Below are 15,877 nucleotides of genomic sequence, written 5' to 3' on the forward strand. Positions count from 1 at the left end.
CGCGCGTTTTTTCCGGCACCGAGCACGGGCCCTTCCCACCGGTTCAGCCGGCTCATCCGGGCCCCACCAGGTGGGCGCCGACGATCGCCGCGGTGGTGGCCGCCGCGGACAGCAACAACAGGATGGCCAGGGACAGCAACACCCAGCCGACGATGTCGTCGATCATGGCGGCGCGGAGAGCCGGCTGACTTGGGTCGCGGTGCAACAGGTCGAGGTCGGCCAGGGTCTTGGCGACCATCGGGATGGCGCTCGCGATGACCGTCACGATCCCCGCCCCCCGCCACCGGCGTCCTCGGCGGCACCGCGGGCCCGGCCACCGGCGCCCGTGTCACTGGGCCCGTGCAACCGCGCGCCGACATCGTCTCCCACGACGATCGGCTGCCCCTGCTCCGCTGTGGCACGTCGGGTCGCCCGGGCCGCCTGCCGGGCGAGCCGGATTCGGTCGACCTCCGAAAGCTGCGCCTCCCGGGCCGGGCCGGCCTGGCCGAGCGGCAGCGGTGCGGACCGCGGCGCGGGCCGGACCGCCAGCGCCGCCGCGAGGGTGCGCAGCGTCGGGTAGCGGAACAGCTCGACCAGTGTCAGCTCCGGGGCGACCTGGTCCGTCAGCCGGCGGTGCAGCCGCAGCAGGGCCGCCGAGGTGCCGCCGAGTTCGAAGAAGGTCCGGTCGGGGTCGAGCTCGGTCTTCCCCAGGGTGGCCCGCCAGGCATCGGTCAGGGCGGTGAGCAGCTGGCCCGCCGGCGGCGGCTCGGCCGCTGTGGAACGCTCCCCCAGCTGCCGCGTCAACGCCGGCCGGTCGACCTTCCCGTTCGGGGTGAGCGGCAGTCGGTCGACGACGACGATGTCTGTGACGAGCAGGGCTGGCGGCACCCGCTCGGCGAGGTGCCGGTGCAGCTGCCCGACCGGCACCGCGGGATCGCGGAGGCGGACCGCGGCGGTGGGCCTGCCCCGTACTGAGGTCACGCAGCAGTCGAGCACCTCAAGATGCCCGGTCAGCGCTGCCTCGATCTCCGCAGGCTCTACCCGGTGCCCGTCCACCGCGAGCTGGTCATCCAGCCGGCCCAGAAACTCCACCGAGCCGTCGGGGCGCAGGCGTCCCCAGTCACCCGTCCGGTAGAGCCGCGATCCCGACCCGGCGTTCCAGGGGTCGTCGACGAACCGCGCCGCGGTGAGTTCCTCGTCTCCGGCGTAGCCGAGGGCGAGGTACGGGCTCCGGACGTATACCTCGCCGACCTCGTTGGTCGCCGCGCGCCGCAGCGTGCCGGCGCGCAGGACGCCCAGTTCGGCGCTCGGGCTGCCCCCGCCCAGGGGAGGATGCCCCGGCGCACCTGCCGCGAACTCGACGTCGAGATCGGTCAGGCTGACGCCCTGCGGCGTCTCGGTCGTGCCGTAGAAACTGATGCGCCGAGCCCGGGGGAACAGCGCGCGGGCGGCCCGGTGGTCGGCCGCGGTCACGGCGGCGCCGCCGAGGGCGACCAGTCGGACGTCGGGTGCGGTGTGGCCGTCCGCGGCCGCGGCCAGCAGCCGCAGCATGCCCGGCGTCAGATGCACGACGGTGACCCGCTGCCGCACGAGCCACCGTAGCTGGGCCGCCGGCCCCGGCAACGTGGCGGGTGGCAGACAGGCCGTGGCCCCGAGCCAGAGCGGCAGCAGGGTCTCCCGGAGCAGCGGATCATGCGAGAGCCCGGCCAGCACCGAGAAACGGTCGGACGGGCCGAGCCCGAAGGCCGCCGAGTACCACTCGAAGAACACGACGAGCGGGGCCTCGGCGCCCACCACGTACAGCGGACGTCCGGTGCTGCCGGAGGTCTGGAGCACGTATGCGGCCTCCAGGCCGACCTGCCGGACGGGGCCGTCGAAGCCGGTCGGCGAGGGGTCGACGACCGAGCCGCCGACCGGAACACCCCCGTGCCGTCGGGGCCGGTCAATCCAGGCCGACGATGTGTCGGTGCCGCCGTCGAGGACTGCGCGGGGCCGCAGCGCGGTGATCGTGGCGTCCACCCAATGTTCCGGATGTCCGGGATCCAGCGTGGTGAAGGCAGCGCCGACAGACCGGGCGGCGACCATGCCGACCAGCAGCTCGGGGGTGCGCCCGGTGGCCAACGCCACGATGTCACCGGCGGCGACACCGTACCGGGTGAGGTGTGCCGCCGACCGCCGGGCCGCGCCCAACAGCTCGTCGTAGCTGACGACGCGACCGTCCTGTTCCACGGCGGTGCGGTGGCCGGGCTGTCCGGCCGCCCGGTCGAGCAGGCCGGCCCGGGGCGCCTCCGCCACGGCAGCCGGGCCAGGTGGGTCGACGCCGAGCGGCACATCGTCAACGGTTCGGCTCGGGTCCCGGCCAATCTGGTCGAAGACCGTGACAGTCTGCGCCAGCATGACGGCGACCCGGTCGGCCAGCAACACGTCCGGGTTGAACACGAACCGGACGTCGATCCCGTCCGGACCGTCGTCAACGTACGCGGTCAGATCGAACAGCGCCCCGGCGAGCGGAGGGGGCAGCTGCCGCACCCGGGCGGCGCCGAGGGTCAGCGGGTGGCTCTGGTACGACAGCATGTTGAACCAGACGTCGAAGAGAGGATTCTTGCCCGGCTCCCGGTCCGGCACCAGTTCCGCCACGAGCGACTCGAACGGCACGTGCCGGTGCGCTAGAGCCTCCACCACCATTCGATGCGTCCGCTTGGCCAGCGCGACGAACGACTCGTCCGGGTCCACGGCGCACGGCAGCACCATGGTGTTGTTGAAGAATCCGACGACATCCTTGGTACTGGAGTCGTCCCGGACGGCCAGCGGGGAGCCGACCGTGAACCGGCGCTGACCACCGACCCGCGACAGCATCAGCGCGAACCCGGAGAAGAGGACGCTGAACAGAGACACGCCCTGTGCCCTGGCGAGGCTACGCAACGCCGCGGTGGTTTCCGGCCGCAGTCGTATCGCGACCTCATCCGCGGTGAAGGTGGCGTGGTCCGGTCGGTCGACCCGGGTGGGCAGTTGCAACGGCATGCGGACTCCGGCGAGCTGCCCCAGCCAGAAGGACTTCTCTCGCTCCGCGCGGGCCCGGCCCTCGGCGGCGGCCTCCCATTCGGCCACGTCGGCGAACTGGAGACTGAGCTGCGGCCAGCTCGGAGCCACGCCGGCGACGTCGGCCTGGTACGCCGCGGACAGGTCGCGCTTGAGTAGTTCCATCGACCAGCCGTCGGTCACCAGGTGGTGCACGACCAGGAGGAGTGCGTGCCGTGCCGCGCCGTCGGAGTAGAGGGTCATCCGCCACAGCGGACCGGCGGTCAGGTCGATCGGCTGGCGTACCGCCTCCGCCATGCGGCGTCGCAGCGCGTCCTCGCCGTCCGTTCCGGGAGACGGGAGAGCCGCCCGTTCGATCCTGACGTCGAGCCGGGCGGAGATGCGCTGCACCGGCTCGCCGTCCACGACGGTGATGGTGGTACGCAGCGCGTCGTGCCGGGCCACCACGGCGGCCAGTGCCCGCTCCAGCGCGGGGACGTCCAGCGCGCCCGCGATCTCGAAGGCCATCGGCACGTGGTAGGCGGTGGTGCCCGGGTAAAGCTGATGGAAGATCCACAAACCGTGCTGGAACGGCGACAGCGGCGCCGAGTCCCGGCCCGGGCGGTGCCGAACCCCTTCCCCGTCCCGTACCGGGAGGCTGTCCAGCAGCGCGCCGAGGCTGCGAAGCGTGGTGTGGGCGAAGAACTTCGCCAACGACACCCGCTTGCCCAGGTCGTGGCGCAGCCGTGAGGTGAACCGCATGGCGGTGAGCGAATGGCCGCCGGCCGCGAAGAAGTCCTCATCGGAGTGCGTGGGCCCCCGGCCCAGCAGGTCCTGCCAGAGTGTCGCCAGGTACTTCTCGGTGGGCGTGAGCTCGCCGGCCTGGGTACCCGTTTCTGGTGCGCGGTCGCTCGGCTCGGGCAGGGCGGAATAGTCGACCTTGCCGTTGCGACTCAGTGGCAGCTCGTCGAGCAGCTCGACGAACGCGGGCCGCAGGTATGGCGGCAGCCGGGCGTCTACGTATGCCCGGATGTCCTCGACGCGGACGCCGTCGCTCACCACGTAGGCCACCAGTTCCGATTCGCCGTCGGCGGCCCGTCGGGCCACACAGCACACGTCGCGCACCCCGGAGAGGGTCGCCAGGACGTGTTCGACCTCGCCCGGTTCCACCCTGTGGCCGCGGATCTTGACCTGGTTGTCGACCCGACCGACGAACATCAGCGAACCGTCCGGTCGCCGGCGCACCAGGTCGCCCGTGCGGTACATCCGGTCCGCGCCGGGCGGCGGGTCGAACGGGTCCGGCAGGAAGCGTTCCGCGGTCAGCGCCGGATCGGTGTAACCGCGGGCCACGCCGGGTCCACCCACGTACAGCTCGCCCACCTCGCCGGCCGACACCGGCCGCTGCGCGGCATCGAGCACGTGGATCCGCGCCCCGGTGACCGGCAGCCCGATGGGCACCGGCCCGTCGGTGTCCGACACTAGGATCCTGCGGTGCAGGGTGGTGAAGGTGGTCGTCTCGGTCGGCCCGTAGCAGTTGCTGATGCGGGTGTCGGGCAGCAGGTCGACCGCCTGCCGAGCGTGCACTGGGGAGATCTTGTCCCCGCCGGTGAAGAGCAGGCGTATGCCGCGCAGCCCGGGCGCCCCGGCCTCCATCACCACGTTGAACAAGCCCTTGGTCAGGTGCAACACGGTCACCGCGTGCCGCTGGACCATCGTGCCGATCTGGTCGGGTCCGAGCAGGCCGGCCGGTGGCACCACCAGTCGGTGGCCGTTGCAGAGGCAGGTCCAGATCTCGAAGGTCGAGGCGTCGAAGGCCAGCGGGGCGACCAGGCAGAAGGTCAGCTCCTCGGCATGGTCGACGTGGTCACCGCTGACGAAGTGCACGACATTACCGTGCTCGGCCTGCACGCCCTTGGGGCGGCCCGTGGAGCCCGAGGTGTAGGAGATGTAGGCCAGGTCCCGCGCCCCACCGGGGACGCGTGGCGGCGTACGGGGAAAGCCCGAGAGTTCGTCGCCGACCCGGTCCAGGTCGATCACCCGCACTCCAGGCAGGTCGTCCGTCACCACGTAGTGCCCACCTGCCGTCAACAGCAACCGGACCCCGGCGTCGGCCAGCACCATCCGTTGCCGGGCCGGCGCGTCGTCGTGGTCGACGGGTACGTATGCGGCACCGGTCTGGAGGATCGCGACCAGGGCGACGATCATCCCGGGGCTCCGCGGCAGCAGCAGGCCCACCAGGCCGCCCGGTCCCGCCCCCGCCGCGGACAGCAGGTGTGCGAGCGCGGCGGCCTCGGCCACCAGCTCGGCGTACGTCAACCGGCCGGAGTCCCACTCGACCGCGATTCGGTCGGGGTGCCGGGCCGCCTGCTGGGCCACCAGTTCGTGCACTCGGGGGGTGTCGTTCAAGTTAGGTCACCGTCCTCGGATCTGTCGCCGGGCAGTGCTTGCTGGGGGCGGATCGACGGCGAGCACGCGGAGTTCGGACGTGTACGCCTGGCCGTCGGCGTCGGCAAGCCGCTCCGCGAAGGTCCGTCGGTGACAGGTGCTGCCGTCACAGAGAGCCGCCGGATGGGCAACCGCAGCAGCGTCTGCTGGCCCCCTGTTCGCTGGTCTGACAGGAAGCGCTCGTACCGGCCGCGCATGCGGCTCGATTGCCGCACTCCGGCACTCAGCCGGACTCCTTCGGCGCGGACCTGCTGGATGCGCAGGGCCGCAACATGCGACAAGAACACCCTCAGCCCGTGATCACCGCACGGCGACCCCGGCCGTGTCTCGTCGTGATGTGGATGCCGGCAGTCCGGCGCCTGACCGACGGCCGAGCCACGAGGATCGCCGTGGGGAGGCAGGGCGTGCGCGACGGGTTCGGGGTCTTTGTAGGACTCGACCTCGGTAAGGAAGGGCATCACGCGGTCGCGCCCCCAGCGGCGGTGCCGGCCCCGAGGACCAGGAGCCCCAGGGAGCCCGCCCGGACCGTGCTTCGCCGGGACAGCGACCGCTCGGGTATTTCTCCGGCATACGTCGTCGAGGAGTTGTTTGATTCCGGGTGTGCGCACGTGTTCCCGCAACGATGGCGGCAGGTCATCGGATCGCGTCCGACGCGCCGAAAGGAAAACTCACCACAGGAAGAGGAAAATGCTCCCTGGCCATGTTCTCTCCCGTCAGGGATTCGTTGAGACCATGCGAATACCGTCGGGCGGCGCAGGTCAACCGATTCGGTTGCCGCCGGCGACGACTGATCTGAAAAGAACAGCCATTTATAGGGGCGGCGCGGTTTCCGTCGCGGTGAGGACGGCGGCCAGCGGCTGCGGACCGGCAGAGGTTACAGCGCCAGGCGCCTGAGAATGGGCCTACGAGGTGCCCAGCGCCCGTTCCTGAGGCGCGATCGGTACCAGGTGACAGGACGATGGCACGATGTCCTCGTCCGATTCTTCGACTGACATGTCGCCCCCGTTTCCGCGACCCCGCAAGCAGTCGGTGCCGACCAAGTCCACTACGGACATCGGCAGTCATCATGCCCGAGGTTGGGCGACATGGCAATACCCGGCCAATGCACGCCCTTTCCCACCGACTGATGGCCCCCGGAATACGGCCTCGGTGGTAGCATTCCGCTGGGCCGGTAAGGCCAACCACCCGGTCCTCATTCGGGCAAATCGATGGATCGTCCGCCGACGACACCGCGTGCAGGAGTAGGAACTCCTGCAACGACACCCGCCGAAGGCCCTGGACTTCCCGCATGCCAGTCAGGCCCTGCAGGTCACCGCCGCGGCAACCCGACCAGCGGCCGCTGGTCCACCCTCACCGCCCACGGGACCACCAGCCTCACTGCCGCCCAGGCCAGCCCAGCAAACCTGGCCGACTGGCTACGCGGGCACCGGGCCATCGCGGCCCTGCACCACATCCGCGACACCACCCAGCACCGCCACCAGCCTGCTCCGCCTCGGCGGATATGTCCCAACCTTGGAACGCCTGCACGGACTGGTGCCGCAGCCTGCGGAAATAATTCGGGGCGGCGGCGCGATTATGCGCCGGCACCACAACAGAGATATCGGTCGCGTCAGTCCACGCACCGGTCGACGGCCCAAAGGGGCCACGCCTGGCGTGTCCACGCCGGCGAAGAAACGGCGGAGCCGGAGCCCGTCGAAAGCGATCGCGACGACCACAGGAGGCCGGGTCGCCGACACGGATGAGCTGCCATTCGATGTATGCCACGAGTCTCGCCATTCTGACGGGAACGGAATCGATCAGCGGCCGGGAACGGGACCACACCGACCACTGTTGATCGGAAACGGCCGAGCGGCGCGGGAATCGGTACTCGATCGCTCCCACAGCAGCCGAACTTCGGTCAGAACGCGCCACTCGGACATTAAGGATAGCAACTGGCCGCGTTTCCCTGCGCCCGTGGACGACGGGCTTCGTTCGTCGTGCGGCCACGAAAGAGGTGTCCGCGACCCGGACGCCGATGGCTGCGGCGACATCGGACGAAACCGCCAGGGACACCGCCGGCCGATACATAAGGAGCCGGACGGCCTAGCGCATTGATCGTCCGACAGCTATGGTCCCAGTGTGCGGTACAGGGCACACTGCCCGGCCCGGGGTTGACCTCGGACTATGTCCGAACCCACCTCCCCGCGCCGCGCTGATCCGCTGCCTTGTGCACAACGGGGATGAGGTTGGCGGCGATGGACAATCGCACTGAGATCGTTCGTGGCAACGAAATCGGCGAACCCTGCCGACGAGGGGCGGTCGATAGGTCGCCTCCCGCGAGGCCCACGCGCTCGTGGGGTTGACCCGGCACGCCACCGACGCCACCGGGCGGGTTAGGGCGCTCCGGCGCGGGCGGCTCGTTCGTCGTCACCGCCCGGCGTGCCAGAAGCCGGGCCTGACCACCGTTCCGGGTGCCCGAGCACGCCCCGGCCACAGCAGCGCCGGTCCGTCCGACGGGCGGGCCCAGTCGGCTGCCCTGCCCGGGTCATGCCCGGAGCTGCCCTTCCTGCTCCGACGGCCGACGGCACTTCCCTGCACGACGCGGGAATCCCCACCGGCTGCCGCGAGACCACGAAGAGATGGTGAGGATGGACACGAACATCGACTCCGTCGCGATCATCGGGCTGGCGGCGCGGGTGCCGGGTGCCGCCGACGCGGAGCAGTTCTGGCAGAACCTGAACGAGGGCCGCAACTGTGTCCGGATCGTCGACGAGGCCGAACTGGTCGCGGCCGGCGTCCCCCGCGAGACGCTCGCGGACCCCCGGTACGTCAGGGCGGTGGCCCAGGCCCCCGACATCGATCTGTTCGACGCCGAGTTCTTCGGCATGACTCCGCGTGAGGCGCAGGTCTGCGATCCACAGATCCGCCTGTTCCTGGAGGCGGCACACGCCGCGGTCGAGGACGCCGGATATCGCCCGAGCCAGCTCAGCGACGTGGGCGTCTTCGGGGCTGCGGGTAGCAACCGGTACCTCGATCTGTACCTACGGCCCGACGCCCGCTCCCACCGCAGCCTGACCGGCATCTCGCTGGGCACCTGGAACAATGCCGACTCGCTGGCGACGCTGGTGTCGTACAAGCTCAACTTTCGCGGGCCGAGCATGACCGTGCAGACCGCCTGTTCCAGTTCGCTCACCGCAGTGCACCAGGCCGTCAACTCGATCCGCATGGGCGAGTGCGACATGGCGCTGGCCGGTGGCGCGGAGGTGGAGCTGCCGCTCAGCCAGGGCTACTGGTGGACCCCCGACGGGCCGTTGAGCCGGGACGGGCTGTGCCGGCCGTTCGCCGCGGCGGCCACCGGTACGGTGTTCGGGAGCGGTGTGGGCGTCGTCTTCCTCAAACGGCTCTCGCAGGCCCTCGCTGACGGCGACCAGATCCGGGCGATCATCCGGGGTACCGCCGTGAACAACGACGGCGCTGGCAAGATGAGCTTCACCGCTCCCGGGGTCGACGGGCAGTCAGACGTGGTCGTCGAAGCACTCACGGTGGCCGGCGTCGAGCCGCGCGACCTTTCCCTGGTCGAGGCGCACGGCACCGGCACGGCGCTCGGCGACCCGATCGAGGTGTCGGCGCTGAAACAGGCCTTCGCCCGGCTCGGCGCCGCCCGTAGCGACGCGCCATGGTGCCGACTCGGCTCCGTGAAGGCCAACATCGGCCACCTTGGGCACGCGGCCGGCGTCGCCTCGCTCATCAAGACGGTGCTCTGCCTGGAGCACGAGCGGGTGCCGGGTCTGATCAACGTAGACCGGCCCAACCCGGAACTCGGTCTTGAGGGCTCCCCGCTGCTGATCGATCAGAACCCCGCGGAGTGGCCTCGCACGATGGGGCGCCCCCGACTGGCCGGGGTCAGCTCACTCGGCGTGGGCGGCACCAACGTGCACGTACTGGTCGAGGAGGGCCAGGTCCCGCAACCGCCGCGTATCGACGGCGACCCGAAGATCATTGTCTGGTCGGCGAGGTCCGCCGAGGCGGCGGACGCGTACCGGGGCCGGCTGGCTGAGTTCTTTGCGCGGCCCGGCGAGCCGGACCTCGCTGCCACGGCGAGCACGCTCCAACACGGCCGCACCGCCTATCCGTACCGGAGCGCAGTGGTCGCTTCCAGCTCGGCCGAGGCCGCCGCCTGCCTCACCGCCGTGGACGCCTCGGCGGTGCGCCGCGCGGCCGACCGCTCCGCGGACGTGGCGTTCCTCCTGCCTGGCCAAGGCGCCCAGCATTCGGGGATGGCTGCCGACCTCTACCCGCACGAGCCGGCCTTCGCCACTGCCCTCGACGAACTCTTCGACCTGTTCGCCGCGGAAGGCCTACCGGTGGCGGACGCCTGGCGTTCCGGCACGGATCGCGACCTCGCCGACACTCTCGTCGCGCAGCCGGTGCTGTTCGCGGTGGAGATCGCGCTGTACCGGATGTGGCAGTCCTACGGCGTCCGACCCGCGTACCTGCTGGGCCACAGTGTCGGGGAGCTGGCCGCGGCGGCCATGGCGGGGGTGTTCGATCTCCCCGACGCCGTCCGCGTCGTCGCCGCCCGCGCTCACGCGATGGCTCGTACGCCGGCAGGCGCGATGCTCGCCGTCGCCGCTCCGGCCGACGAGATCATCCCGCTGCTGCCCGACGAGTTGACCCTCGCGGTGGACAACGGCCCCCGGCAGTGCGTGGTCGCCGGAAAGCCGGAGCACGTCGATGCCTTCGCGCGCCACCAGCGGGCGCTCGGACAGCGGGTGCGACCGCTGCCCGGGCCCTACGCGTTCCACACCGCCGTCATGGAGCCGGCCGCAGCCGAGTTCGAGAAGACTCTCCGCACGGTCACCGCACGGCCACCGTCGCTGCCGCTGATCAGTGCCCGCACTGGTCGCCCGATGACCCCGGAAGAGGCCGTTGATCCGCGCTTCTGGGCGGCCCAGCTGGTGCAGCCGGTCCGCTTCGGGCCGGCGCTGGCGCACCTGCTGAGTCTGTCGCCGCGGGTACTGCTCGAGGTGGGCCCCGGCCGTACCCTGGCCTCGCTCGCCCGGTCCCGTTCGGACGGCGATCCCGACGGGTACCTGGTGCTCGGCACGCTGCCCCCGCGACGGGCGGAACCACCGGCGGACCGACGCGCGGTCCGGCACGCCGTGTCTGCCCTGTGGAGCGAAGGGCTCGACGTGAACTGGTCGGCCGTGTCTGGTGCTGGCATCCGCCGGGCCGCCGTGCCCGGTTATCCGTACCAGCGTGTCCGCCATTGGTGCGACGCGCCGACGGCCGGCCGGGACACCCCGAAGGCGCAGTCCTCGCCGGTCGGTCCCGGCTTTTCCGCGCCCGCCGTCGCCTCGACGAGCGTGGACGGCACGGTGTCGCCATTCACCACGATCGAGTGGGCCCGCGAGCCGGAGCTGCCGCCCGCGCCGACGACCGGCAGCCCCGGCCCGGTCGATGCCTTGGCGCTGCTGCCCGCCGACGACAGCCGCGCCCGTGACCTGGTGGTCGCGCTCAACCGGGCCGGGCTGCGGGTCACCGGCGTACCCCAGGGCCCGGACGACGGCGGCTTCCACCTCACGCCGGGCCGGCTGACGGACCTGGCCGAGGTTCTTCGCCGCCTCGCCGGAGAAGACCGGTACCCCCAGGTGATCGTCCACGGGTGGACCCTGGACCACGACCCGGACGATCCGGTCGCCGAGCGGGTGGAGAGCGCCTACCACAGCCTCGCGGAGGTGGTCCGCCAGGGCGTCCGTTCGGCCCCCTCCGGTCGTCCCGGGCTACTCGTGCTGACCCGGCGGTCGGTCGACGTCAGCGGCTCGGAAGCGATCGACCCGGCGACCGCGGCGCTGCATCCGCTGCTGCGGACCGTCGTGGACGAGGAGCCGGGAATGAGCGTCAGGCTCGTGGACGTCGGCGACGGCACGCCCGAGGACGCCCTCGTCGCCGAGCTGGCACGCTGGCGCGAACCGGGTTTCGTCGCGCTGCGCGGACACCGACGCTGGTGCGGCTTCGAGGCACCGTACCGGCCGGCGACGCAGGACGGCCCCGCGCTCCGGCGGGGCGGCGTCTACCTACTCACCGGCGGGACCGGCGGGCTCGGCCTCGCCGTGGCCAAGGCGATGGCCGCGACCGGCCAGCGCCCGTACCTCGCCCTGCTCAGCCGCAGCGGGACAGCCCCGGCGGCGGAGCTGGCCGCGATCCGTGCGTTGGGCGCCGACGTACGCGTCCACGCCTGCGACGTCAGCGACCGGGAGTCCCTGCGGGCCCTGGTTGACGAGATCACCGAAGAACGCGGCCCGGTGGCCGGGGTACTCCACCTCGCCGGGGTACCCGGCTCCGGTCTGGTGCAGTTCGGCAGGCCCGACCGCGTGGCCGACACCCTCCGGCCCAAGGTCCTCGGGGCGCTCGCCATCGAGGACGTCTTCCGGACCAGGCCGCCGCTGGACTTCCTCGTCTTCTTCTCCAGCCGAGCCGCCCTGGAGGGTCAGCCCGGCGGGGCGGACTATGCAGTGGCGAATGCCTTCCTGGATGCCTTCAGCCGTACGTGCGCCGTGCCGGCCGTCAGGACGCTGAGCATCAACTGGCCCGCGTGGAGCGGGGTGGGCATGGCGGTGGCGCCGGCGCTGCCGGCGGCGGCCGGCTCGATCCGCTGGCACCGGGTGGTCCGCCCACCGGACGAGCCCGTCATCGACGAGCACCGGCTGGACGACGTGCCGGTGGCCCCAGGCACCAGCCATCTCGACTTCGTTGTGACCGCGTTCCGCGAGGCGGTTCTCGACGGGGAGCGGGCCACGATCCATCTCGAGGATGTGGTGCTCCAGCAGATGATGACGCTGTCCGACGACCGTCGACTCGAGGTTCTCTTCGAGCCGGGCCGGGACGGCGGGTACCGGTTCACCGTCGCGTCCGCCCCGCTGGCCGACTCCGCCGGAACAGCGTTGCGGACCCACGCCCGTGGGCTCGTCCGTCGGGCGGCCACCCAGCCGCGATCCATCGACCTGGCAGCCCTGCGGCAACGGCTGGCGGTCGTGGTACCGGCCCCCCGTGAACCGGAGGGAACCCAGGCGTTCACACTCGGCCCACGGTTCCGGACCATCACGGCGGTGCATGGCGGCGTACCCGGCGAGAAACTCCTGACGCTGGCGCTACCGGAGTCGTACGCGCCGGAGGTGGCACGGCACAGCCTGCATCCCAGCCTCCTCGATGCTGCGACGACCTCGGCCCGGGACAGGGCCCGGGACGCCATCCATCTCCCGTTCATGTACCGGAAGATCCTGGTACACGACACGCTCCCGGCGGAACTGGTCAGCCACATCCGGCGTCGCTCCGGCAGCCCGGACACCATCGTGGCCGACCTGGACGTCGTCACACCCGACGGCCGGCTGCTGGTCGAGGTCGAGGGTTTCACCATGCGGCGCCCCCCGGAGCACCAGAGTCTTGCCAACCTCGTCCGGCCGGACGGGCGAGCACCGCTGGTGCCGCGTCCCGCCGCCGGGGGCAACGGCCTCCCGCCGAACCTCGGCGCGGATTTGTTCCTCACGCTGCTGGGCTCCCGTACCCCGCACCAGGTGGGCGTTCTCCGCTATCAAGGAGGCGGGTTCGTCGCCGGCGCAAGCAGCCCGACGGCCCAGGCGACGCTCCCGTCACCGCCGTTCGGCGCCGAGGCGCCCGTGCCGTCCCCCGGGCCCGGCGCCGGGCCGGCGGTCACCGCGTCCGCCCCGGAGGGACCGCCGAAGTCGGTGGTCGACGGGATCACCGAGCAGCTACGTGCCATGTGGGCCGACGCGCTCGGCATACCCGAGGTCGGCCTGACCGAGGACTTCTTCGAGCTCGGCGGAAACTCCCTGACCGCCATCGAGCTGATGTCGGTGATCCGTGAACGGCTCGGGGTGGACCTCAGTGTCGCGGCGGTCTTCGATCACTCCACCCTCTCCAGCCTGGCTGCCGAAGTCGAACGCCGGCTGGCCGAGACACGCGCGGGAGGATGACGTGAGCCCGACGACCGAAACCGGGCCGAGCCATCTCGTCCGACTAGGCGCGACCAGCTGGCAACTGTGGCGGGAGGCGGTGCTGCGCAGCGCCGGATTCCCCGCCGCGGGCGTACGGCTGCTCGCCGACCCGGAACTGGCGGCGGCCGCGGACCGAGCCGACCGGACGGTCGACGGTGGAGCCGCCTACCAGGACGCGTACTGCGCGGCCACCCGACGGCTGACGGCACGGATCCGCCAGATCGCGAGCGATCCCCGCTTCCGGGAGGCGGTCGCCTGGCAGAACCGCCAGCTCGTGGGCGACTGCGTGGACAAAGCGGCGGCCGGGGAACCCCGCAACGTCCGGGGGCGCAACCACGAGCTCGCGATCGCCGGGTACTGGCAGCGGTACTGCATGAAGAACGACACCATCGGCTTCTTCGGGCCGGTGGCCTGGGCGAGCTGGTCGCAGTCCCCGGAGCCGCTGCGGGTCGTGCCGGGCGCGGCCATCCTCGACCGACGCACCACCTACTTCGAGGTGTGGGCGATCGACGCACTCGGCGAGGCGTTGGCCGGCGATCCGGAGCTGCTGCCATGGTTGTCTCCCCGCCAGGCGGCCGACTGCCAACTGGACGGCGCCGTCCTGCACCGCCCGTCGCGCGGCCCGGTGCTGCTGACCGAAGCCGAGGCGGAGACGCTGCAACTCGTCGACGGCCATCGGGTGATCCGGGAGATCGGCGATGAGCTGCTCTGGAGCGGCGCTCCCGGGTTGGCCACCGAGCAGGACGTGATCGACCTGGTGCTGTCGATGCGGGACCGGGGACTGCTCCGCCTCGACCTGGAGGTCCCGGTCTCTGCCCGCCCCGAGCAGGATCTGCGGCGGATGCTGGAGCGCGTCGGCAGCCCGGAGCTGCGCCGGCGGGTCGTGGGCGCGCTCGACGAACTCGTCGCGGCACGCGACCAGGTGGCGACGGCCGCCGGGGATGTCACTCGGTTGCTGCCAGCACTGGACGCAGCCAACGAGACCTTCCGCCGGCACACCGGCCGGGCGCCGGTCCGGCGTCCCGGGGTCACGTACGGCGGCCGGACGATCCTCTACGAGGACACCACCCGAGACGTGACGGTCGAGATCGGCCGACCGCTCCTGGAAGCCCTGTCGGCGCCGCTGGGCCTGCTGCTCGACAGTGCCCGATGGTTCGTCGCCGAGGCCGCCGAGCGCTACCGGGAGGTGTTCGACGACGCCTACGCCCGCGCGAGCCGCCGTAGCGGCGAGACCCTGGTTCCCCTCGCCTCGGTCCTGGCCATCGCCACCCCCTCGCTGTTCTTCTCCCTGCGGGAGCTACCCGAACCGGTCCGGAAGACCACGGCCGAGTTGCAGCACCGGTGGGAGGAGATCCTCAAGCCGCCGGCCGAGGGGCAGCGACACCAGGTCAGCTCAGCGGAGATCGCACCCCTGGTCCGGCGGTTCTTCCCCGAGACGGCGCCCGCCTGGTCGGAGGCGATCCACCACTCGCCCGACGTCATGCTGGCCACGACCGGGCCCCAGGCGGTAGACCGCGGGGACTACCTGTTCGTGCTGGGCGAACTGCACCTCGCGTCCAACACCGTGGAGAGCCGCCTGTTCGTCGAACAGCACCCCGACCCTGACCGGCTGCGAGCGATGGACGCGGCGGATCACGGCGACCGCCGGGTGTATCTGATACCGCCGAAGCACTGGCAGGCGGTCAACTCGCGTACCTATCCGCCGTCGGCCCTGCTGTCCCCACGCTACGCGTACTGGTCTCTGCACGCCGACGCCGGCGGCGCGCCGGGACGCTCGATACCCGCCGCCGCGCTCCTGGTCGAACCGGTCGACGATCGCCTGGTCGTGCGCACCCGCGACGGCGGGCTACGGTACGACCTGCTGGAGACGACGGGCGAGCTGCTGTCCGCAGCGGTGGTGAACGGTTTCCGTCCGTTGGCTCCCCGCCGGCACCGCCCCCGGGTCACCGTCGATCGGCTGGTGATGGCTCGCGAGTCGTGGACGATACCCGCCGCAGAGGCCGAGTGGGCGAGCCTCCGGGACGAGAGCCGCAGGTTCCGGGAAGCCCGCGCCTGGCGCCGAGCGCTGCGGTTACCGGAGCGGGCCTTCTACAAGCTGCCCACCGAGGACAAGCCGGCATACGTCGACTTCTCGAGCCTGGTGCTGGTGAACATGCTGGCCAAGGGGTTCCGCAAGGCGATGGAGACCACCGGGGCCACCGTCTCCCTCACGGAGCTGCTGCCCGACCACGACTCGTTGTGGCTGCGGGACCACGCGGGTGAGCGGTACACCTCGGAGCTGAGGCTCGTCGCCGTCGACCCCTCCGGCGCGAGCACCGGTCGGCCGGCGGGAGGCGTGGGGTGACCGGCCCCCGAGGCACCACCGCCGCAGCGGGCGCGAGTGGCGCGATGGCCGTACGCCGCGGACCCGCCGGACGTGCCGCCGAAATGGTTAGGAACTG

4 protein-coding genes are annotated in these 15,877 nt (G+C 71.7%); 2 read left to right on the forward strand and 2 right to left on the reverse strand.

Annotation, left to right across the window (positions count from 1 at the left end; genetic code table 11):
• Nucleotides 1-52 precede the first annotated feature (52 nt).
• Nucleotides 53-265, reverse strand: a complete 213-nt coding sequence (locus tag GA0070604_RS20970; protein ID WP_091121089.1) for a hypothetical protein — start codon at nt 263-265, stop codon at nt 53-55.
• Nucleotides 262-5,403 carry a non-ribosomal peptide synthetase gene (locus tag GA0070604_RS20975; protein WP_091121093.1) on the reverse strand — a complete coding sequence of 1,714 codons (5,142 nt, stop codon included), beginning with the start codon at nt 5,401-5,403 and terminating at the stop codon, nt 262-264. The genes GA0070604_RS20970 and GA0070604_RS20975 overlap by 4 nt, the downstream gene beginning before the upstream one ends.
• 2,666 nt (nt 5,404-8,069) lie before the next feature.
• On the opposite strand from GA0070604_RS20975, the gene GA0070604_RS20980 reads away from it, so the two are divergent.
• Nucleotides 8,070-13,415 carry a type I polyketide synthase gene (locus GA0070604_RS20980; RefSeq protein WP_167363546.1) on the forward strand — a complete coding sequence of 1,782 codons (5,346 nt, stop codon included), beginning with the start codon at nt 8,070-8,072 and terminating at the stop codon, nt 13,413-13,415.
• A gap of 1 nt (nt 13,416) precedes the next feature.
• Complete coding sequence (locus tag GA0070604_RS20985; RefSeq protein ID WP_167363547.1) at nt 13,417-15,780, forward strand: lantibiotic dehydratase; 2,364 nt, start codon at nt 13,417-13,419, stop codon at nt 15,778-15,780.
• Nucleotides 15,781-15,877 lie beyond the last annotated feature (97 nt).

It is taken from the genome of Micromonospora eburnea (assembly GCF_900090225.1).
Lineage (GTDB): Bacteria > Actinomycetota > Actinomycetes > Mycobacteriales > Micromonosporaceae > Micromonospora > Micromonospora eburnea.

What these genes read in the sequence shown, in the direction of transcription:
- GA0070604_RS20980 (WP_167363546.1), top strand. Translation starts at nt 8,070, where the DNA reads ATGGACACGAACATCGACTCCGTCGCGATCATCGGGCTGGCGGCGCGG.